This is a genomic window from Pantoea sp. Z09, from assembly GCF_022394795.1.
Classification (GTDB): Bacteria; Pseudomonadota; Gammaproteobacteria; order Enterobacterales; family Enterobacteriaceae; genus Pantoea; species Pantoea latae.
On record NZ_CP092373.1, the window covers coordinates 2477397 to 2498117 of the forward strand.

Genomic DNA, 20721 nt, shown 5'->3' on the forward strand with positions numbered 1-20721 from the left:
AATTGTCAGGGTGCACAGGAAAATGTGCGCCAGAATGGTAAAGGCCTCTGGCGCAAAAGTAAATTATTGACGGGACGAGATTATTGATCGCGATCAGCGCTTGCTGGCATAGCGCGCCAGACGGCGGCACGCCTGTAGGCCGCTGTAGAGCGTCGGATAGTACCAGAGCAGTTTGAGACGCTTGCTTTCGCCCGTCACCTTGCGCACCAGCTGATCGATGGTGGGATGCCAGTCGGCGGGCACTGCGATATTGTTTTTGCGGATCTCAATCAGGCAGCCATACATCACCGGCTGATAGTAGATATCCAGCAGCTTCTCTTCCGGCGGCAGGCCCTGCTCGCGCAGGAAGCTTTCGCTGCTGCGTCGCGCAATATAGTAGTTCTCTACCCAGGAGAAGGTCGCCTTGCTCTGCGACAGCGAGGTAGGCATAAAGCGCTTGTTGTAGTAGCTCTTGCGGGTAAAGCCGATCTGCCGCGCCGACATATAGAGCGCGAACATATAGGGCGCATCTTCGTGGTTCTGGATCGGCAGAAACTGCACGCCGGTGCGTGCGATCAGATCGCGTGAGAGGATGCTGCTCCACAGCGTGCGATGGGCCGAACTGTGCGGGATCATGCTGCGCAGCGTCTCAGCGCCGCCGGGCAGGACGGCGTCGACGTGGCGCTGATGGAACAGGTCATACTGACGCTCGGCGACCGGCTTATCGGTAAACATGCGCGCGCCGAAGCAGAACATCTCCATCTCGGGATGCTGCGCCAGGGTGCGGCGGAAGTCGGCGAAGAGATCTTTTTCGACGAAATCGTCGGCGTCCATAAAGTAGATAAAGTCGCCGTGGGCAATCTCCAGCCCTTTGGTGCGCGCCGCGCTGACGCCGCCGCGTTCGCCGCGCAGCAGCGTCAGCTGCGGATGGCGGGCGGCCAGCGCCTCCAGTAAGGCGACGCTGTCGTCGGTCGAGCCGTCGTCAATGACGATCACCTGCTCCGGCGGAGAGGACTGTCCCAGCAGCGAGTCGATCGCCTCCGGCAGCCAGGGCGCGCAGTTCCAGTTAGGCACGATAACGGTAATCGTCGCGGCGCGGCTGTCAGGGTTCCTTGTGCTCATTCTCTTTCCTCAACGTTAAAGCCTCTGTTGCGCGCGGGCAGCAGACGTTTGATCACCAGGCTGTGCAGCATGCAGCACACCGCGAGGTTCACCAGGCCAATCAGCCCCAGCCACAGCAGGTTAAGCCAGCGGTTCTGGTTCCACTCAATAGGCAGGAAGCTGCAGAGCCAGGCGATCAGCGCCGCCACCGCCCAGATCAGCAGCACGTCGCGCGTCAGCCAGGTAAAGTGGATGCCCGGCGCAAAGCGGCGGTGCACCAGCCACGCCCAGCCCGCCAGATAGAAGACGTTCTGCCCCAGCCAGAGCCAGCCGGTGCCCTGCGCGCCATAGTGGATCGCCGCCCAGATATTCAGCGGCACCAGGATCACGGCGAAACAGGAGAAGCCTTTCAGGTGCAGCTTGAGGTTGCCGTTAACGTACTGCAGATGGTACAGCAGACCGCAAATTGCCTGCACCCCGCTGCCGAGCGCATAGAGGCTCAGCACGAAAGACATATCGGTGACCACCTGCGCGTTCTGCGTCCAGGCCCACAGCAGCGGCGTGGCGAACATGGCGATGGTGATGCTGAGCGGCGCCATAAAGATCGCCACCGCCTGCGTGGTGTAGCGATAGAGCGTCAGAGACTCGGCGTCGCCCTCTTTGCGCGTTTTGATGCCGGTCATGCGCGGCACGATCGCCTGCATAATCGGACTGCTGAGCAGAATAATGCCGGTCGCGGCGGTGGCGACCACGGTAAAGGAGCCGTAGGCGCTCAGCGGCAGCGTTTTCGACAGCACCAGACGGTCGATTTGCGAGATAAAGGTCCAGATGGCGCTGGCAAAGGCGGCGCTCAGGGCGAAGCGAATAAAGGGCTTTAAGACCGTCTTTAAATTCTCGTGCTTCTGTTTACGCGCGGCGGCGGGCACCAGCTGGTAAGATTTGGCAATCAAACAGACCGCCTCGGCAATCGACACCGCCAGCTGCCAGATAAAGAAGCTCAGCACCGGATTGGAAAAGAGCTGGATCACCAGCACCGCGCCAAAGGTGCGTAGCGTCACGATGACCAGGTTGACGCCGTTGAGCCACACCTGATGCTCAAAGCCGACAATCACGCTGCGATAGGGGCTGGTGCGCCAGCGGATCGCCGCCGTGATCACCATAATGGCGACGGCAAGGGTGACATCCGCCGAAGGCAGATGGCGCGCGTCCAGCCAGTTATGGGCAATCCACGGGGTCGCCAGCCAGCCAATCACCACCAGAATCAGCGTGGAGATCAGGAAGAACTTCGACAGGGCGGAAAAGAGCGCCGGGAACCAGATAAACTCCGCCTGGTTGGCGCGGTAGCGCGCCGCTTCGCGCATCAGCGTGGTGGATACGCCGGCGTCGAGCAGCTGAAGCCAGGTTAACAGAATCGAGAAAAATCCTACCAGCCCGTAAGCTTCCATCCCTAAATGTTGAATATAAAGCGGTACGACCAGAATGCCTGACAGCGTCAGGTAAATCTGACCGACATAATTGGCGATCGCGTTACGTTTTATTGACATATGTATGATTGTATCTGGGCAATTTTCTCGGAGGTCACAAGCGTGGCATACATCCTCTGACCTGCCTACCAGACATAGTCTTAAATTTATCTCTGGCGCTGCGCGCCAGATTTAATCTGACATTTCGCGGATAAGTCGACCGGCGTCGACGCTTTATCCGCGAGCGAGTCCGTCAGGCTGGCAGGCGAGCCAGAATGCGTAAAAAGGTCAGGCGGCCTTTTTTAGCTCTTTTGTAACTTTATATTTTTGCAGCAGGATAAAAACGCGCGGGCGATTAATAAGCAGCCACTCTTTCGCGTTGGCGGGCTTGAACTGGCCGCCCATAAAGCGAATCGCATTAATCACATATTCTGGCACCGGCGTGCCGTTATAGAGCGACAAATAAATCATCAGGCGGAAAGAGTGCATTAAATAGGCTTTTTCCAGCGCGCTTTTCAGCGGCGACCGATCTAAATTATGCTTGAGTATGCCGTAGGTCTGCATAAAGGCGTTGTAGCGCTGGAGAAAATAGTCGTCGTTTTTGCGGCTATTGGTTAACGAGCCGCTGCGCACGCGCTGGCGATAGTAAACCTGCTGGCTAACCCAGGCGTGGCGCGCGTGAACAAATACCGACAGCGTAAATTTATGATCTTCATGCACGCGGTCGACAAAGCGCAGCTGATGCTGAGTGATGATGCTTTTTTTCACCGCGTAGTTCCAGGCGGCGGAGGTATAGGAGCCGTTATTCAGCAGGCGCGCCAGCACCTCCTGCGGCGAATGCAGGCCGAACTGCTCATGACGTACTTTGGGCCGGGTAACGCTCTGCTGGCCATCTTCGAACATCTGCGAACTGAAGCAGAAGAGATCAACCTCGGGATGCGCGTCAGTCACCTGCTGCAGCTCGGCGAAAAAGCCGTCGGGCACGATGTCGTCGGGATCGCAGAAAAAGAGAAACTCGCCCTGCGCCGCCTCAATGCCGGTGTCGCGCGCTTTGCCCGCGCCGCCGTTGGGGGTGGTGATAATACGCACCTGTGGCAGATGGCCATATTGCTGCTGCACCAGCGCCAGGGTTCCGTCGGTAGAACTGTCGTTGACGATGATGATTTCATTCGGCGCGTCAATCTGACGCAACAAGGAGTCGACACATTCGACAATATAGTTTTCCACGTTATAAGTGGGAATAATGACTGATAATAGCGTCTTTGCCATACATCTTTCTCTGGGTCAATTAGAAGAAAAGGCATGAGCGTTACACAATTTTTAAAATTGTGTTAAAGCAATGCGCTAAAAAATAACGAAGCTTAAACAACCAACCTCTCCATGGTGGATTAGTATAAGCAGAAGATTTTTTCTATTAACAGGGCCAGTGATTTATTCAGTCAGACCCTGCGCGCTTAACGTATCACTCTGAGTAAAGTATCTGATGAAAAGCGACGCTATTAGTTAACGCGGATTAACCTCTGCCGCGCGCATTGCCTCGCGGCTAACGGTAACAACCGTCATAAAACGTTGCACAGTGATGACGTTATTATCATCTTATCGCGATTGTGACGCGCAAATAATGCGCCAGCAGATAGCGATATTCTGATAAACAGGCAGTGCGATGGCCATCGGCTGCGGCTTTTGCCGATGTAAATCGCCCGAATCTTAAACGCGGCGTCAAAATAACTGGATTCATATTTCCCTCTTTTCCTTCACGCCAGGACGTTTTCTTTTCTGCTTAACCTCCCCGATACTTTCACTGCTATTCATTTAGCCGTTATAAACTATCCCCCTGGATCTAACCCCGCCTTTTAAGATTATTCGTAACTCTGCCGCCGCTGCGCCTGCCACGGCTTTCATTAGCTATGCTGTGCTTTTTGCGGATTTTGCCTTTCCATTGCCAGATAAATCATTTAAGCCCTCCTCATCGCTCTGTCAGGATGTCTGCATCAGTTCTCAACAATAGCTAATCAATAACTTTCAGTTATAAGGAGTAACGATGCGAGTTATTACGCTAGCGGGCAGCCCGCGTTTCCCGTCACGTTCGACCTCGCTGCTGATCCTCTGCCAGCACGCGCTGGAAGCGCGCGGCGTTGAAGTTATCCCGTGGAATATTCAGAACTTTCAGCCGGACGACCTTATCAACGCGCGTTTTGATGCCCCCGCGCTGCTGGCGTTACGCGAGGATCTGCTCGCCGCCGAAGGCGTCATCGTCGCGACGCCGGTCTATAAAGCCTCTTTTTCCGGCGCGCTGAAAACGCTGCTCGATTTGCTGCCGGAACGCGCGCTGGAGCACAAAGTGGTCCTGCCGCTTGCCAGCGGCGGCAGCGTCGCCCATATGCTCGCGGTCGACTACGCCCTGAAGCCGGTGCTGAACGCCCTTAAGGCGCAGGAGATCCTGCACGGCGTATTCGCCGAAGATCACCAGATTACCCAGTACGATCGTCAACCGGAGCTACAGCCGGCGCTGGCGCGCCGACTGGATGAAGCGGTTGAGGCGTTCTGGCTGGCGCTGACCCGCCATCACAAACCCCTGGCTCAGGCTGTATAAAAGGAAGCAACCGAGATGAAAAGGATGATCGGCTGGCTTCTCGCCGCCCTTGCCGTTGTCAGCCTGCAGACCCTGGCGGCGGACGCCCCCGCGCAGATCCGCATCGGCTACCAGAAAGGCTCCGTCAGCATGGTGCTGGCGAAATCGCATCGGCTGCTGGAGCAGCGTTTTCCTCATACCACTATCAAGTGGATTGAGTTTCCCGCCGGCCCGCAGATGCTGGAGGCGTTAAACGTCGACAGCATCGACCTGGGCAGCACCGGCGACATTCCGCCGCTGTTCGCCCAGGCGGCGGGCGCCGATCTGCTCTATGTCGGCTCAGAGCCGCCTAAACCGAAATCCGAGGTGATCCTGGTGGCGAAGAACAGCGCGCTGCACAGCGTCGCCGATCTGAAAGGGAAAAAGGTGGCGTTTCAGAAAGGCTCCAGCTCGCACAACCTGCTGCTGCGCGCCCTGCAGCGCGAAGGGCTGAGCTTTAAGGACATTCAGCCGGTTTATCTGACGCCTGCCGACGCGCGCGCCGCTTTCCAGCAGGGTGACGTGGACGCCTGGGCGATCTGGGATCCCTACTACTCCGCCGCGCAGCAGCAGGGCAACGTGCGCGTGCTGGCCGACGGCAGCCAGCTTAACCTGACCGGCTCTTTCTATCTGGCGACGCGTTCGTTCGCCGAGCGCAACGGCGCCTTCGTTCAGCAGGTGCTGGACACCTTTAGCCAGGCGGACGCGCTGACGCTCAGCCAGCGCGAGCAGAGCATTGAACTGCTCGCCGCCGCGATGGGCCTGCCGAAGCCGGTGCTCGCCAGCTACCTCGATCATCGTCCGCCGACCCGCATTACGCCGGTCAGCGCGCAAACCGCAGCGGCGCAGCAGCATACCGCCGACCTGTTTTACGCCAGTCATCTGGTGCCGGTGAAACTGACGATCGCCGATCGCATCTGGCATCCCAGCGCCCCTCTTCAGTAAGGAGTGAATAATGAGCTTATCCGTATTCTGGTTTCTCCCGACGCACGGCGACGGACACTATCTCGGCACCTCGGAAGGGGCGCGTCCGGTCGACCACGGCTATCTGCAGCAGATTGCGCAGGCCGCTGACCGGCTGGGCTTCGGCGGCGTGCTGATCCCGACCGGCCGCTCCTGCGAAGACGCCTGGCTGGTCGCCGCCTCGCTGATCCCGGTGACGCAGCGCCTGCGCTTTCTGGTGGCGCTGCGCCCTGGCGTCATTTCGCCAACTCAGGCGGCACGTCAGGCGGCAACGCTGGATCGTCTTTCCAACGGTCGCGCGCTGTTCAACCTGGTGACCGGCGGCGATCCGGAAGAGCTGGCGGGCGACGGCGTGTTCCTCGATCACCATGAGCGCTATGTGGAGTCAGCGGAATTTACCCGCGTCTGGCGGCGCGTGCTGGAAGGGGAAACGGTCGACTACGACGGCAAGCACGTTAAGGTGCGCGGCGCGCGTCTGCTGTTCGATCCGGTGCAGCAGCCGCGACCGCCGCTCTGGTTCGGCGGCTCTTCCGAGCCAGCGCAGGAGCTGGCCGCTGAGCAGGTCGACGTTTATCTCACCTGGGGCGAGCCGCCGGCGCTGGTGAAAGAGAAGATCGATCAGGTACGCGCAAAGGCGGAAGCGCAGGGACGCAAGGTGCGTTTCGGCATTCGCCTGCACGTGATCGTGCGCGAAACCAATGAGGAAGCCTGGCGCGCCGCCGATCGGCTGATCGCCCATCTCGACGACGCCACCATCGCCAAAGCGCAGGCGGCGTTCGCCCGCACCGACTCGGTGGGCCAGCAGCGCATGGCGGCGCTGCACAGTGGACGCCGCGACCAGCTGGAGATTAGCCCTAACCTGTGGGCGGGCGTCGGTCTGGTGCGCGGCGGCGCAGGCACCGCGCTGGTTGGCGACGGTCCGACGGTGGCCGCACGCATGCAGGAGTATGCCGATCTCGGCATCGAAACCTTTATTCTCTCCGGCTATCCGCATCTGGAAGAGGCGTATCGCGTTGGCGAACTGCTGTTCCCGCATCTGGATCTCAACGTGCCGTCTATCCCGCAACCGCGCGACGTGCAGGCGTTCGGCGAAACCGTCGCCAACGATTTCCGTCCGCAGAAAGTGTCGCAGAGCTGAGGAAAAAGAGATGGCGAAAACCTCTAAACGCATTGCCAACCAGCTGGTGCCCTGGGTTTTCCCGGCGCTGCTGGTGGTGGTCTGGCAGATCGCCTCCCAGACCGGGCTGCTGTCGACGCGCATTCTGCCGTCGCCGGAAAATATCGTAATCACCTTCTGGCATCTGGCGGCAAGCGGCGAGCTGTGGCAGCACCTTGCCATCAGCGGCTGGCGCGCGCTGATCGGCTTTAGCATCGGCGGCTCTATCGGGCTGATTCTGGGGCTGATCACCGGCACCTCGCGGCTGGGCGAACGGCTGCTGGATACCTCGGTGCAGATGCTGCGCAACGTGCCGCATCTGGCGCTGATCCCGCTGGTCATTCTCTGGTTCGGCATTGACGAAGCGGCGAAGATTTTTCTGGTGGCGCTCGGCACGCTGTTTCCCATCTATCTCAATACCTATCACGGCATTCGCAATATCGATCGCGGTCTGGTGGAGATGGCGCGCAGCTATGGTCTCTCCGGCTGGAGCCTGTTTATTCAGGTGATTTTGCCTGGCGCCCTGCCCTCGATTATGGTCGGCGTGCGTTTCGCGCTCGGCCTGATGTGGCTAACGCTAATTGTCGCCGAAACCATTTCCGCCAACTCGGGCATCGGCTATCTGGCGATGAACGCGCGTGAGTTTCTGCAAACCGACGTGGTGGTGGTCGCCATTATTCTTTACGCCCTGCTCGGCAAGCTGGCGGACGTCGCCGCGCTGCTGCTGGAGCGCGTCTGGCTGCGCTGGCATCCGGCCTGGCAACTGAAGGAGGAGAACGCATGAGCACTTCACTCTCTCCGGCGCGGCTGAATGCCGGCACGCCGGTCGGCGTCAACGGCGTCAGCAAGCAGTACGGCAGCCGCACCATCCTGAATAATATCGATCTGCATATTCCTTCCGGCCAGTTCGTGGCGGTGGTCGGCCGCAGCGGCTGCGGCAAGAGTACGCTGCTGCGTCTGCTGGCGGGTCTGGAGCAGACCACGCAGGGCGAACTGCTGGCGGGCAACGCGCCGCTGCAGACGGCGCGCGACGATACGCGCCTGATGTTTCAGGACGCGCGTCTGCTGCCGTGGAAGCGGGTGATCGACAACGTCGGTCTCGGTCTGAAGGGACGCGCATGGCGCAGCGCGGCGCTCGAGGCGCTGGAGGCGGTCGGGCTGGCGGAGCGCGCCAGCGAATGGCCCGCCGCGCTTTCCGGCGGTCAAAAGCAGCGCGTGGCGCTGGCGCGCGCGCTGATCCACCGTCCAGGCCTGCTGCTGCTCGACGAGCCGCTTGGCGCGCTGGATGCGCTGACGCGTATCGAGATGCAGGGCTTAATCGAGTCGCTATGGCAGCAGCATCACTTTACCGTGCTGCTGGTGACGCACGACGTCAGCGAAGCCGTGGCGATGGCGGATCGGGTGCTGCTAATTGAAGAGGGGCAGATTGGGCTGGATTTAATGGTCGACCTGCCGCGTCCGCGGCGGCGCGGCTCGGCCCGGCTGGCGGAGCTGGAGGCGGAGGTGCTGGACCGCGTGATGCGCCGCAGCGAAAGCGAGCAGCCGGTGCGCTACGCCCAGCAGCGCTAAGGCAAGCGGCACCCTGGCATAATACGCGGATAACAGGGTCAGCACCCCAGGCTAACAAAAAGGCGGGGTTTACCCGCCTTTGCCGTTTAAGCGTTCAGCGCGCGGGTGATCTTCTCATAGAGATCGCCCGACAGCTTATCCAGCCCCTGCAGCGTCTCCAGCGCCTGACGCATCAGCGCCTGACGGTCGGCGTCGTAGCGCTTCAGGCGGATCAGCGGCTCAATCATGCGCGCCGCCACCTGCGGATTGCGGGTGTTGAGATCGGTCAGCATCTCCACCAGGAACTGATAGCCGCTGCCGTCTTTGGCGTGGAACGCCGCCGGGTTGCCAGAAACGAAAGCGCCAATCAGTGCGCGGATGCGGTTGGGGTTGCTCATGGTGAACGAGCGGTGATGCAGCAGCTCGCGCACCTTTTGCAGGGCGTCAGGCGACGGGCTGGTCGCCTGCAGCATCAGCCACTTATCCATCACCAGTCCATCACGATGCCAGCGCTCGTCGTAGTGCGCCAGCAACGCGCCGCGACACGGCAGCTGCGCCGCCACCGACGCCGCCAGCGCCGCCAGCGCGTCCGTCATATTGTTCGCCTGGTGATACTGCGTCTGCACCAGCTTATCCGCCAGCGCGGTTTCGCCGAACGCCAGATAGCTCAGACAGATATTCTTCAGCGCGCGCTGCCCCATCGCCTCATGCTCGATACGGTATTCCCCTTGCTGATTCGCGTTGTACACGGCGAAGAACTCATCCGCCAGCTCGGTGGCCAGCGTGCGCACCAGTGCCTCACGCACCACGGAAATCGCCAGCGGATCGATTACGTCGAACAGCTCGGCGATCTCGTTCTCGCTCGGCAGCGTCAGGATCAGCGCGGTCAGCGCCGGATCGCGCCCGTCGTCCAGCAGCACCGCGCGGAAGGCGTCGGCAACGTGCAGCGGCAGCGACAGCGGCTGGCCCTGCTGATGGCGCGCCACGTTAAGACGGATATAGGTCGCCAGCAGGCTCTGCGCCGCATCCCAGCGCGCAAAGTCATTGCGCGCGTGGCGCATCAGGAAGGTGAGCTGAGCGTCGCTCCACTTATAGTCGAGCTTCACCGGCGCGGAGAATTCACGCAGCAGCGACGGCACCGGCTGGAAATAGACGTTGTCGAAAATAAAGGTCTGGAACTCCTCAGTCACGTTCAGCACATGATGCACCGGATGCCCGTTGTGCTGCAGCGGGATCACCTTGCCTTCGTTGTCATAAAGCTCGATATCGAGCGGAATATGCAGCGGCAGCTTCTCTTTCTGATCGGCGGTCGGCGGCGTGTGTTGGGTGACGTGCAGCGTGTACTGCTCCAGCTCGGGGTTATAGTCGTCGCGCACCGACAGCACCGGCGTGCCGCTCTGGCTGTACCAGCGGCGGAACTGCGACAGATCGACACTGGAGGCGTCTTCCATCGCCTGCACGAAATCGTCGCAGGTCGCCGCGCTGCCGTCGTGGCGCTCAAAGTAGAGCTGCATGCCTTTCTGGAAGTTCTCTTCACCGAGCAGCGTATGCATCATGCGGATCACTTCCGATCCCTTTTCATATACGGTCAGGGTGTAGAAGTTATTCATCTCCATCACCTGATCCGGGCGGATCGGGTGCGCCATCGGGCTGGCATCTTCGGCAAACTGCGCGCCGCGCATCACGCGGACGTTGTCGATGCGGTTGACCGCACGCGAGCCGAGATCGGAGCTGAACTCCTGATCGCGGAACACCGTCAGCCCCTCTTTCAGGCTGAGCTGGAACCAGTCGCGGCAGGTGACGCGGTTCCCGGTCCAGTTATGGAAATATTCGTGGCCGATCACCGCCTCAATGCCGAGGTAGTCTTTGTCGGTGGCGGTCTCCGCCTTCGCCAGCACGTATTTGGAGTTAAAGACGTTCAGGCCTTTATTCTCCATCGCGCCCATATTGAAGAAGTCCACGGCGACGATCATAAAGATGTCGAGGTCGTACTCCAGGCCGAAGCGCTCTTCATCCCACTTCATGCTGTTTTTCAGCGAGGTCATCGCCCAGTCGGCGCGATCCAGATTGCCGCGGTCGACGAAGATCTCCAGCGCCACGTCGCGCCCGGAGCGGGTTTTGAAGCTGTCGCGCAGCACGTCGAAATCGCCCGCCACCAGCGCAAAGAGGTAGCAGGGTTTTGGGAAGGGATCCTGCCATTTCACCCAGTGCTTGCCCTGCTCCGCTTTGCCGCCGTCGATGCGGTTGCCGTTAGAGAGCAGATAGGGGTAGCGCGCCTCGTCGGCGATAATAGTGGTGGTGAAGCGCGCCAGCACGTCCGGGCGATCGAGATACCAGGTAATATGACGGAAGCCTTCGGCTTCACACTGGGTGCAGAGCGCCTCGCCTGACTGATAGAGTCCTTCCAGCGCGGTGTTTTTATCAGGATGGATATCGTTGACGATCTTCAGCTCAAACTGCGCCGGCAGCTGGCTCAGCACCAGCGCGCCCGCTTCCTGGCGATAGTGGCTCCAGGGCGAGCCATCCACCTCCAGGGCGATCAGGGTTAACGCTTCGCCATCGAGACGCAGCTCAGCCTGCGCATCGCCGAGTCGTTTCACCTGGCTAACGGCGGTGACGCGCGTCGCGGCGGCGTCGAGCGCAAAGGTCAGATCGATATCGGTGATGGTGTAATCCGGCGCACGATAGTCGTGGCGATATTTGATGTGGGGCTGTTGCGTCATATTCCGTCTCGCATTGTTATAGGTTTACCGCCAAAGTCTAAGCGCGTTGCCTTTAGCTTGCCATGCACAATGCATGTCGCGGCATAAATAGCTACAATTCATTAACAACGGCACGATTTAACCTCGACCTGCGGGCTTGAAATATGCTGTGATCGGTCGCAGTTACTGATTTATACTCCTGCGTCTTTATGACTTTTACACACCGGGCTCTGCGCCGCCGAACAGGATGCTGAAACGCACCATGACAGGACATGCTTCCCCGATACTGACTTCCCTGCTGGATACTGACGCCTATAAGCTTCATATGCAGCAAGCCGTTTTTCACCGTTATCACGACGTTACGGTGGCGGCTGAGTTTCGCTGCCGCGGCGACGATCTGCTCGGTCTCTACGCGAATGAGATCCGCGAGGCCATCAATGCCATGCAGACGCTGGCGCTGACCGATGACGAATACAGCTATCTCTCTGGCCTGCCCTTCTTCCAGTCCGACTACCTTAACTGGCTGCGCGATTTTCGTTATAACCCCGAACAAGTGCAGGTGCGCAACCGCGACGGCCATCTCGCTATCCGCATCACCGGGCCGTGGCGCGAGGTGATCCTGTGGGAGGTGCCGCTGCTGGCGCTGATCAGCGAAGTGGTGCATCGCTACCGCTCGCCGCAGGTCGGTGCGCAGCAGGCGGTCGACCATCTGCAGCAGAAGCTGGAAACCTTTCGCCGCGACGTTGCCGACATCGATATGTCGCGCTTTCGCCTGATGGATTTCGGCACCCGCCGCCGTTTCTCGCGCGAGGTGCAGCACGCCATCGTTTCGACGCTGAAGCAGGATTTCCCCTGGCTGATCGGCACCAGCAACTACGATCTGGCGCGCCGCCTGGCGTTAACCCCGGTTGGCACCCAGGCGCATGAATGGTTTCAGGCGTTTCAGCAGATCAGTCCGGTGCTGGCCAACAGCCAGCGCGCGGCGCTGCAGGCGTGGCTCGACGAGTATGACGATCAGCTCGGCATTGCGCTCACCGACTGCATCGCGATGGACGCCTTCCTGCGCGACTTCGGCGTCAATTTCGCCAGCCGCTATCAGGGGCTGCGCCACGACTCCGGCGACCCGGTCGAATGGGGAGAAAAGGCGCTCGCTCACTATGAAAAACTGGGCATCGATCCGCACAGCAAAACGCTGGTGTTCTCCGACAACCTCAACCTGGACAAGGCGCTGGCGCTCTATCGCCACTTCGGCCAGCGCACCAACGTGGTTTTTGGCATCGGCACGCGCCTGACCTGCGATATTCCCGGCGTCACGCCGCTCAATATCGTGATTAAACTGGTGGAGTGCAACGGCAAGCCGGTGGCGAAACTCTCCGACAGCCCCGGCAAAACCATCTGTCAGGATCAGGCCTTCGTCAGAGCCCTGCGCAAAGCCTTTGATTTGCCGCTGGTGAAAAAAGCCAGCTAATCCTCGCGTTATCGGGGCGTTGACGCGCCCCGCTCTCTCTGTAATAAATCTGCCGTCCCGCCGGATTTTGCTTGTTTCCTTGCGACTCGCAAGTAACATAGCAACACCCCTTTCCGGGGGAATTATGTCAACTCACTTCTTCTATATAGAGAGATATTTATGAGCGTAGTGCCTGTAGCGGACGTACTGCACGGTCGCGTCGCGGTGGACAGCGAAGTCACCGTACGTGGTTGGGTGCGTACCCGAAGAGATTCAAAAGCCGGTCTTTCCTTCGTCGCCGTTTATGACGGTTCCTGCTTTAATCCCGTTCAGGCCGTTGTGAATAGTTCTCTGAATAATTATCAGGACGAGGTTCTGCACCTGACCACCGGCTGCTCGGTGATTGTTACCGGCACCGTGGTGGCTTCGCCGGGCCAGGGCCAGGCGTTTGAGATTCAGGCGACCCGCGTGGAGGTCACCGGCTGGGTGGACGATCCCGACACCTATCCGATGGCGGCGAAGCGTCACAGCATCGAATACCTGCGCGAAGTGGCGCACCTGCGTCCGCGCACCAACCTGATCGGCGCCGTGGCGCGCGTGCGCCACACGCTGGCGCAGGCGCTGCATCGCTTCTTCCACGAGAACGGCTATTTCTGGGTCTCGACGCCGCTGATCACCGCCTCGGACACCGAAGGCGCCGGCGAGATGTTCCGCGTCTCGACGCTGGATCTGGAAAACCTGCCGCGCACGCCGCAGGGCGCGGTTGATTTCAATGAAGACTTTTTCGGCAAAGAGGCGTTCCTGACCGTATCCGGCCAGCTGAACGGCGAAACTTATGCCTGCGCCCTGTCGAAAATCTACACCTTCGGCCCGACCTTCCGCGCGGAAAACTCCAATACCAGCCGTCACCTGGCGGAGTTCTGGATGCTGGAGCCGGAAATCGCCTTCGCCACGCTCGATGACGCCGCCGCGCTCGCCGAAGCGATGCTGAAATATGTGTTTAAAGCGGTGCTGGACGAACGCGCCGACGATATGGCGTTCTTTGCCGAGCGCGTGGATAAAGAGGCGGTCGAGCGTCTGCAGCGCTTTATCTCCACCGATTTTGCGCAGGTCGACTACACCGACGCCATCACCATTCTGGAAAACTGCGGTCAGAGCTTTGAAAACCCGGTCTCCTGGGGCATCGATCTCTCCTCCGAGCATGAGCGCTACCTGGCCGAGCAGCACTTTAAAGCGCCGGTGGTGGTGAAAAACTACCCGAAAGACATTAAGGCGTTCTATATGCGCCTTAACGAAGACAACAAAACCGTGGCGGCGATGGACGTGCTGGCGCCGGGCATCGGCGAAATTATCGGCGGCTCCCAGCGTGAAGAGCGTCTCGACGTGCTGGACGCGCGTCTGGAAGAGATGGGTCTGAACAAAGAAGATTACTGGTGGTATCGCGATCTGCGTCGCTACGGCACTGTGCCCCATTCAGGCTTTGGTTTAGGCTTTGAACGTTTAATCGCCTATGTCACCGGCGTACAAAATGTAAGGGACGTTATCCCTTTCCCACGCACCCCACGCAACGCGAGTTTCTAAAATCATCCATTAATTATAAGAAATTCATATATATAAAGAGGTCGGCCCTGCCGGCCTTTTTTTATTTTTGTAAATTTTGAGTTCTCTCACAAAGTTCCCCAATATTTACATCTTGTAATACAAATTTTCTTTTAGAAACCAGATTACGAGTTTAGTAGCATTTTCAGTGTGGCATATCCTGCTGTGGGATGGAAAGATGCGTGCAGACACAGGAAGACACCAAACTTCTCTCAGGGTTCCGTAACGGTTTCTTGACGGCAGTGGCAGGTGTCCGAATAAACTCCAATGAGGGTAATAAATAATGATGAAGCGCAACATTCTTGCAGTGGTTATCCCTGCTCTGTTAGCTGCCGGCGCAGCAAACGCAGCAGAAATTTATAATAAAGACGGCAACAAGCTGGACCTGTACGGCAAAGCTGTTGGTCTGCACTATTTTTCTGATAATGACGGCAACGATGGCGACAACACTTACGTTCGCTTCGGCTTCAAGGGTGAAACTCAGATTAACGACCAGCTGACCGGATACGGCCAGTGGGAATACAACGTTCAGGCGAACAACTCTGAAGGCTCTGACGCACAGGACGGCAACCGCACCCGTCTGGGCTTCGCCGGTCTGAAATTCGGCGACGCTGGCTCAATCGACTACGGTCGTAACTACGGCGTAGTTTATGACGCCATCGGCTGGACCGATATGCTGCCAGAATTCGGTGGCGACTCTGGCTACTCAGACAACTTCATGAACGGTCGTAGCACCGGTCTGCTGACCTACCGCAACAAAAACTTCTTCGGCCTGGTTGATGGCTGGGACTTCGCGGCGCAGTATCAGGGCAAAAACGACCGTGACGAAATTCGTCGTTCAAACGGCGACGGCTGGGGCCTGTCAACCTCCTACACCTCGCCGATCGGCCTGGGTGTTGTAGGCGCATACAGCAGCAGCGACCGCACCGACAGCCAGGCAGCTGGCGTGGCTGACGGCACCGGCAACGTAGTAGGCCAGGGCAAACGCGCTGAAAACTGGGGCACCGCGGTTAAATATGACGCCAACAATGTCTACCTGGCGGCTTACTACGGTGAAACCCGTAACTCTACGCCGTTCACTCTGACCACCACTACTGGCAACACCACTGCGTTCGCCAACAAAGCGCAGAACATCGAGCTGGTTGCACAGTATCAGTTCGACTTCGGTCTGCGTCCGTCTATCGCCTACGTGCAGTCTAAAGGCAAAGACATCGAAGGCGTGGGCGATGCTGACCTGGTCAAATACATCGACGTGGGCGCAACCTACTACTTCAACAAAAACATGTCGACCTATGTTGACTATCAGATCAACCAGCTGGATGACAACAACCGCCTGGGTCTGAACACCGACGACACCGTAGCAGTAGGCCTGGTTTACCAGTTCTAAGTTACCTGTCGCAGAAAAAACGGAGCTTCGGCTCCGTTTTTTTATGCCTGAAATCTGCGGCGCCACGGCGCGCTCCCGTTCGCAGCCATCAGCCTGCTGTATGACCCGCAGCGAGCGACGATTTTTTTCCTAAACGGTTGGCAAGGCATAGCGCTGACGTTAACCTGAAGGCTCATTTCGTTAAAGTTCACGCTACTGGACACGACTCATGTTTGAATCTATCTCTGCGGCACCCGCCGATCCTATTCTTGGGCTGGCCGATCTGTTTCGCGCCGACGACCGCCCGCACAAAATCAACCTTGGCATCGGCGTTTATAAAGATGAAACCGGCAATACGCCGGTGCTGACCAGCGTAAAAAAAGCCGAGCAGTATCTGCTGGAAAACGAAACCACCAAAAACTACCTCAGCATTGATGGTCTGGCTGATTTTGCGCGCTGCACCCAGGCGCTGCTGTTTGGCGCAGAGAGCCCGCTGATCGCCGCTGGCCGCGCGCGCACCGCGCAGACCCCAGGCGGCACCGGTGCGCTGCGCGTGGCGGCGGATTTCCTTGCCACCCAGACAGCCGTTAAGCGCGTCTGGGTAAGCAACCCGAGCTGGCCGAACCATAAAAACGTCTTTAACGCCGCTGGTCTGGAAGTGTGCGAATACGCTTACTACGACGCGGAGCAGCACCAGCTCGATTTCGACGGCATGCTGGCCGCGCTGCAGGAGGCCAAAGCGGGCGACGTGGTGCTGTTCCACGGCTGCTGCCACAACCCTACCGGCATCGATCCAACGGCGGAGCAGTGGCAGCAGCTGGCGCAGCTCTCCCAGGCCAAAGGCTGGCTGCCGCTGTTCGACTTCGCCTATCAGGGCTTTGCGCGCGGTCTGGATGAAGACGCAGAGGGCCTGCGTATTTTCGCCGCCTCGCATCAGGAGCTGATCGTTGCCAGCTCTTACTCGAAAAACTTTGGCTTATACAACGAGCGCGTCGGCGCGATTACGCTGGTCGCCGCCGATGCGGCAACCGCAGAAACCGCCTTTAGCCAGGTGAAATACACCATCCGCGCCAACTACTCTAACCCGCCGGCGCACGGCGCGGCGGTGGTCGCCACCATCCTGAGCAATCAGGCGCTGCGCACCATCTGGGAGCAGGAGCTGACCGATATGCGCCAGCGCATTCAGCGCATGCGTCAGCTGTTTGTGAACACCCTGGCGGAAAAAGGCGCCACGCGCGATTTCAGCTTTATCATCCAGCAGAACGGCATGTTCTCTTTCAGCGGCCTGACCAAAGATCAGGTCGTTCGCCTGCGTGACGAGTTCGCCATCTATGCGGTCAATTCAGGTCGCGTGAACGTCGCGGGTATGACGCCGGATAATATGTCGGCGCTGTGCGAGGCGATTGTTGCAGTGCTGTAAGCGCGGCAACAGCTAACAAAAATGGGCCATTACGGCCCATTTTTTTATTGCAGAAAGGGGTTGCTGATACGTTCGCGTCCTAGCGTCGAGATGGCGCCGTGACCGGGAAGAAAGGTGACGTCGTCGCCCAGCGGCAGCAGCTTCTCTTTGATCGAGGCGATTAAATCCTGATGGCTGCCCTGCGGGAAATCGCTGCGGCCTACGCCGCCGTGGAAAATCACGTCGCCGGAGATCAACAGACGGCCAGCCCGGTCGAAGAAGACGATATGGCCCGGAGTATGGCCCGGCGTGTGCAGGATCTCCAGCGTGACCTCGCCGACCTGAACGCGATCCCCCTCTTCCAGCCAGCGATCCGGTGTGAACGACGCGCACTCCGCCAGGCCGAACATGCGGCTCTGGGTCGGCAACGCCTCCAGCCAGAAGGCATCCAGCTGCTGCGGACCCACGATAGGCACCTGAAAGTGCACAGCCAGCTCCGCCGCCGCGCCTACGTGGTCGAGGTGGCCGTGCGTCAGTAAAATTTGCGTGGGGGTAAGGTTGAGCTGCTGGAGCGTCTCAATAATGGTCGCCGCATCGCCGCCGGGATCGACCAGGGCGGCGTCGCGCGTCGCCTCGCACCAGATAACGGAACAGTTCTGCGCAAAGGCGGTAACGGGAATAATGTGGTAGTTCATAACGCTCCATGACCGGCGCACGCAGCGTTGCCGGCGTTGTTACCAGTGCCGAACCGGCCCGGTATCAATATGAACGAAGTTGCTGCGAGGATAATATCCTACACCACCGGCGCGCATTGTTAAGGCCGCCTTGCGAATGTTGTTCAGCGCAATGCCTTCAATATGGAAATCCATCGCCTGCCCTTTGGTGTGGTAGCTGTGCTTCGCCACGCCCGGACCGCTTTCACGCAGCATATTGTTGGTTGCCAGCGAGCGATAGCCAGAGACCAGCTGAATCGGCTTACGGGTTTCCAGCAGCGCCTGCAGTCGATAGATCTGATCGAACAGATGCGGGTCGATGCTTTTAGTCAGATTGGCGCGATAATCACGGAAAAAGTGGTTCAGACGAGCCAGTTCGCTCTTGTCGTAACTTTTTCCATTAAAAAACTCAGTTTTAAGGGTTTCACCGGTGTGAAGATTGCTCAGCGTCAGCACCCGAGGACGTGACGTGGAAAGCGAGGCCATAGCTGCGTTGGGCAGTAGCGCCATCCCGGCCGCAGCCGTTCCGCCAAGAAGCAATTTGCGACGTGTTAAGTTAAAACTGGACATGAAAAACGGTTACCTGAGATTGAAGCCATCGAAATGTGCAAAAACCGCACAAGGCCGAACCATAACCGTCCGCCAGGGGCTCGTCAACCCGCCGTAAAAAGGTTTGTGCGGCGATCCCAGCCGGGATCGCCATTCTGGAAGGCTTATCGCACGCCGGGCGATAAGTAACAGAGTTGGAAAATCAAGGATTAGAGCAGCAGCTGCCCGGCGCGCGCCAGCACCTGACTACCGGAACGCGCGGTATTATCATAATTGTAAATATCTGTGCGGAACTGCGGCTTGCCGTCGTCGGCAACCCAGGCGGTCAGATAATACAAATTCACCGGAATGCGATGCCGGATCGGCACGTAGCGCGTATCACCCTGTTTTAACTGGTCAGAAATGCGCGAATCATTCCAGCCCGCATCCTGCAGCAGCAGCCCCGCCAGCTCCGACGCTTTATTGACGCGCACGCAGCCTGAGCTGAGCGCGCGAATATCGCGCTGGAACAGGCCGTGGTTCGGCGTGTCGTGCAGATAGATGGCGTCTGAACTCGGCATGTTGAACTTGTAGCGACCCAGCGAGTTAGTGGTGCCCGGCGCCTGACGCAGGCGATAGGGGAACGAGGAGGCCGACACCATGCTCCAGTCGATCATGCTGGGGTCGATCACCTCCGCATCCGCGCTCCAGCCGGAGAGCAGCGTATAGCCGTGCTTATAGAGGTAGCTTGGGTCCTGCTTCACCTTGGGAATGATATCCTGACGCACCAGCGTGGTCGGCACGTTCCACGGCGGGTTTAGCACCACGTTATTGAGCGCGCTACGCATCAGCGGCGTCTTGCGATCGGGACGGCCGACGATAACGCGCGACGAAAGGATCTTGCTGCCGTTGTTGTAGTAGGTCAGTGAGTAGTTAGGGATATTGACCATAATGCCGTTATGCATATCATCCGGCAGCAGGCGCAGACGCTGAATGTTAAGCGCCAGCAGCGCGGCGCGCATCTGCGGCGTCACGTTGAGCCATTCGCGGGTACGCGGGCCGATAGCGCCGTCGCTACCCAGCCCCTGCCACTGCTGAAAGCGTTTCACCGCCTCCACCAGCGCCGCGTCATAGACCTTATCGCCGCCTGCGTCAGCGCCGCTGTTCTGCACGTTGCCCGCGGCCTGCGGCGTCTGCGGCGCGAGATCGCCGACGCTGGCCGCCGAGGGACTGACCGCAGCAGGCTGTGCGCTCTGACTGACCGGCACCGGCTCGGTGGGCACCGCATCATCCGCTGGCGTCGGCGCGGCGGTCTGCGCGGAGAGCATGCCGGTGCGCTGTAAAATGTCGCGCAGCGCGGGCACGTCGTCACTCACCTGGCCGGGGCGCAGCGTGTCGCGATTTTTTAACTGCGGCCACGGCCGCGAGTCGGCCAGCAGCTGTTTCAGCGCGGCGTGCATCGGCGCATATTGCGGATGCTGCGGCACCAGCGAGGCGACGAAAGAGGCGGAGGCCCCGGCGAGCACCGCCTTCTGCCACTGATTGACCACCGCCAGCGACGGCTGCGCCAGTTTGTAGGGCACGTTGCTGTAGAGCCAGCTTTCACCCTGGGTGGGCACGCTGGAGACAAACTGCAGATAGCCGAGCATGGCGTCGCTGAGCACCACGTCGCGTGCGAATCCGCTGATGGCGGGATCGGTCAGACGATCGACCCAGCGGGTAAACTGCGGCTGCACGCCCGACATCGCCACTTCCGCCAGCTGCTGCTGGAACTGCTGCACCGCCGCGCGATCCTGCCACATCGGCTGCATGTTATGCGCCGCATAGAGCGTGGCCAGCGAGGCTAAATAGAACGGCGGCTCTTTGCCGGCGAACGCCTGACGCAGACGCTGCTGGCTGTCGCTCACTGAAATGGCCGCGTGTGTCGTACCGGGTAAGGCTGCAATAACGGCCGCCTGCGTCAGATGCAGCGGCGTCAAGGCCAGCGCGAGCGCCAGCAGTGAAAAAACGTAGTTGTTGGTTTTATTGGTCAGCAACATCCCTGCCCCCTCATTTGTTTACCACGCAGCGTGTCCTGGATCCGCTGCAACTGGGCTGTTACTCGTCTCCTGAGTATACAAATAAAAAACGGCATTTGCCTCAGGGG

At 59.3% G+C, this 20721-nt stretch carries 17 protein-coding genes; 9 read left to right on the forward strand and 8 right to left on the reverse strand.

Annotated elements, in window-relative coordinates:
• Positions 1-93: 93 nt before the first annotated feature.
• The 4 genes from MC269_RS11925 to MC269_RS11940 all read right to left on the reverse strand — a co-directional run bounded on the left by MC269_RS11925 (position 94) and on the right by MC269_RS11940 (position 4281).
• Positions 94-1101 (reverse strand): glycosyltransferase family A protein, encoded by a 1008-nt coding sequence (locus MC269_RS11925; RefSeq protein ID WP_239952535.1) that lies wholly within the window; start codon positions 1099-1101, stop codon positions 94-96.
• Entirely contained in the window at positions 1098-2624 is a 1527-nt protein-coding gene (locus tag MC269_RS11930) for a lipopolysaccharide biosynthesis protein (RefSeq protein ID WP_239952536.1), read from the reverse strand. Before MC269_RS11930 ends, MC269_RS11925 begins: the two co-directional genes overlap by 4 nt.
• A gap of 207 nt (positions 2625-2831) precedes the next feature.
• Positions 2832-3812: a glycosyltransferase gene (locus tag MC269_RS11935; protein WP_239952537.1), complete on the reverse strand. Its 981-nt coding sequence runs from the start codon at positions 3810-3812 to the stop codon at positions 2832-2834.
• A gap of 322 nt (positions 3813-4134) precedes the next feature.
• Positions 4135-4281, reverse strand: coding sequence for a hypothetical protein (locus MC269_RS11940; protein ID WP_239952538.1), 147 nt, complete (start codon positions 4279-4281; stop codon positions 4135-4137).
• A 303-nt stretch (positions 4282-4584) separates the two neighbouring features.
• Between MC269_RS11940 and ssuE the strand changes: the two genes are divergently transcribed.
• From ssuE to ssuB, 5 genes are read left to right on the forward strand one after another with little or no spacing between them, the layout of a single operon-like run.
• Complete coding sequence (ssuE, locus tag MC269_RS11945; protein ID WP_239952539.1) at positions 4585-5136, forward strand: NADPH-dependent FMN reductase; 552 nt, start codon at positions 4585-4587, stop codon at positions 5134-5136.
• Between the two features lie 15 nt (positions 5137-5151).
• Positions 5152-6099: a sulfonate ABC transporter substrate-binding protein gene (locus MC269_RS11950; protein ID WP_081135769.1), complete on the forward strand. Its 948-nt coding sequence runs from the start codon at positions 5152-5154 to the stop codon at positions 6097-6099.
• Positions 6100-6109: 10 nt separating this feature from the next.
• The gene (gene ssuD / locus MC269_RS11955) at positions 6110-7255 is read left to right on the forward strand and encodes an FMNH2-dependent alkanesulfonate monooxygenase (protein ID WP_081135773.1); all 1146 of its coding nucleotides are present in this window, start codon (positions 6110-6112) and stop codon (positions 7253-7255) included.
• Positions 7256-7265: 10 nt separating this feature from the next.
• A complete protein-coding gene (gene ssuC / locus MC269_RS11960; protein WP_239952540.1) occupies positions 7266-8057 on the forward strand; it encodes an aliphatic sulfonate ABC transporter permease SsuC in 792 nt (263 codons plus the stop codon).
• Positions 8054-8842, forward strand: coding sequence for an aliphatic sulfonates ABC transporter ATP-binding protein (ssuB, locus tag MC269_RS11965; RefSeq protein ID WP_239952541.1), 789 nt, complete (start codon positions 8054-8056; stop codon positions 8840-8842). The genes ssuC and ssuB overlap by 4 nt, the downstream gene beginning before the upstream one ends.
• Before the next feature lie 86 nt (positions 8843-8928).
• Here ssuB and pepN read toward each other — a convergent pair whose 3' ends face one another.
• Positions 8929-11544, reverse strand: a complete 2616-nt coding sequence (pepN, locus tag MC269_RS11970) for an aminopeptidase N (protein ID WP_081135784.1) — start codon at positions 11542-11544, stop codon at positions 8929-8931.
• A gap of 241 nt (positions 11545-11785) precedes the next feature.
• Between pepN and pncB the strand changes: the two genes are divergently transcribed.
• The 4 genes from pncB to MC269_RS11990 all read left to right on the forward strand — a co-directional run bounded on the left by pncB (position 11786) and on the right by MC269_RS11990 (position 17355).
• Complete coding sequence (pncB, locus tag MC269_RS11975) at positions 11786-12991, forward strand: nicotinate phosphoribosyltransferase (RefSeq protein WP_239952542.1); 1206 nt, start codon at positions 11786-11788, stop codon at positions 12989-12991.
• 159 nt (positions 12992-13150) lie between these two features.
• Complete coding sequence (gene asnS / locus MC269_RS11980) at positions 13151-14551, forward strand: asparagine--tRNA ligase (RefSeq protein ID WP_081135793.1); 1401 nt, start codon at positions 13151-13153, stop codon at positions 14549-14551.
• A 301-nt stretch (positions 14552-14852) separates the two neighbouring features.
• Positions 14853-15956: a porin OmpF gene (gene ompF / locus MC269_RS11985; protein WP_305802663.1), complete on the forward strand. Its 1104-nt coding sequence runs from the start codon at positions 14853-14855 to the stop codon at positions 15954-15956.
• A 208-nt stretch (positions 15957-16164) separates the two neighbouring features.
• Positions 16165-17355, forward strand: a complete 1191-nt coding sequence (locus tag MC269_RS11990) for an amino acid aminotransferase (RefSeq protein ID WP_081135802.1) — start codon at positions 16165-16167, stop codon at positions 17353-17355.
• Positions 17356-17399: 44 nt separating this feature from the next.
• Here MC269_RS11990 and MC269_RS11995 read toward each other — a convergent pair whose 3' ends face one another.
• The 3 genes from MC269_RS11995 to ldtD all read right to left on the reverse strand — a co-directional run bounded on the left by MC269_RS11995 (position 17400) and on the right by ldtD (position 20614).
• A complete protein-coding gene (locus MC269_RS11995; protein WP_239952543.1) occupies positions 17400-18029 on the reverse strand; it encodes an MBL fold metallo-hydrolase in 630 nt (209 codons plus the stop codon).
• Positions 18030-18068: 39 nt separating this feature from the next.
• Positions 18069-18617: a YcbK family protein gene (locus MC269_RS12000; protein WP_081135811.1), complete on the reverse strand. Its 549-nt coding sequence runs from the start codon at positions 18615-18617 to the stop codon at positions 18069-18071.
• A 188-nt stretch (positions 18618-18805) separates the two neighbouring features.
• The gene (gene ldtD / locus MC269_RS12005) at positions 18806-20614 is read right to left on the reverse strand and encodes a L,D-transpeptidase (RefSeq protein WP_239952544.1); all 1809 of its coding nucleotides are present in this window, start codon (positions 20612-20614) and stop codon (positions 18806-18808) included.
• Positions 20615-20721: the final 107 nt, after the last annotated feature.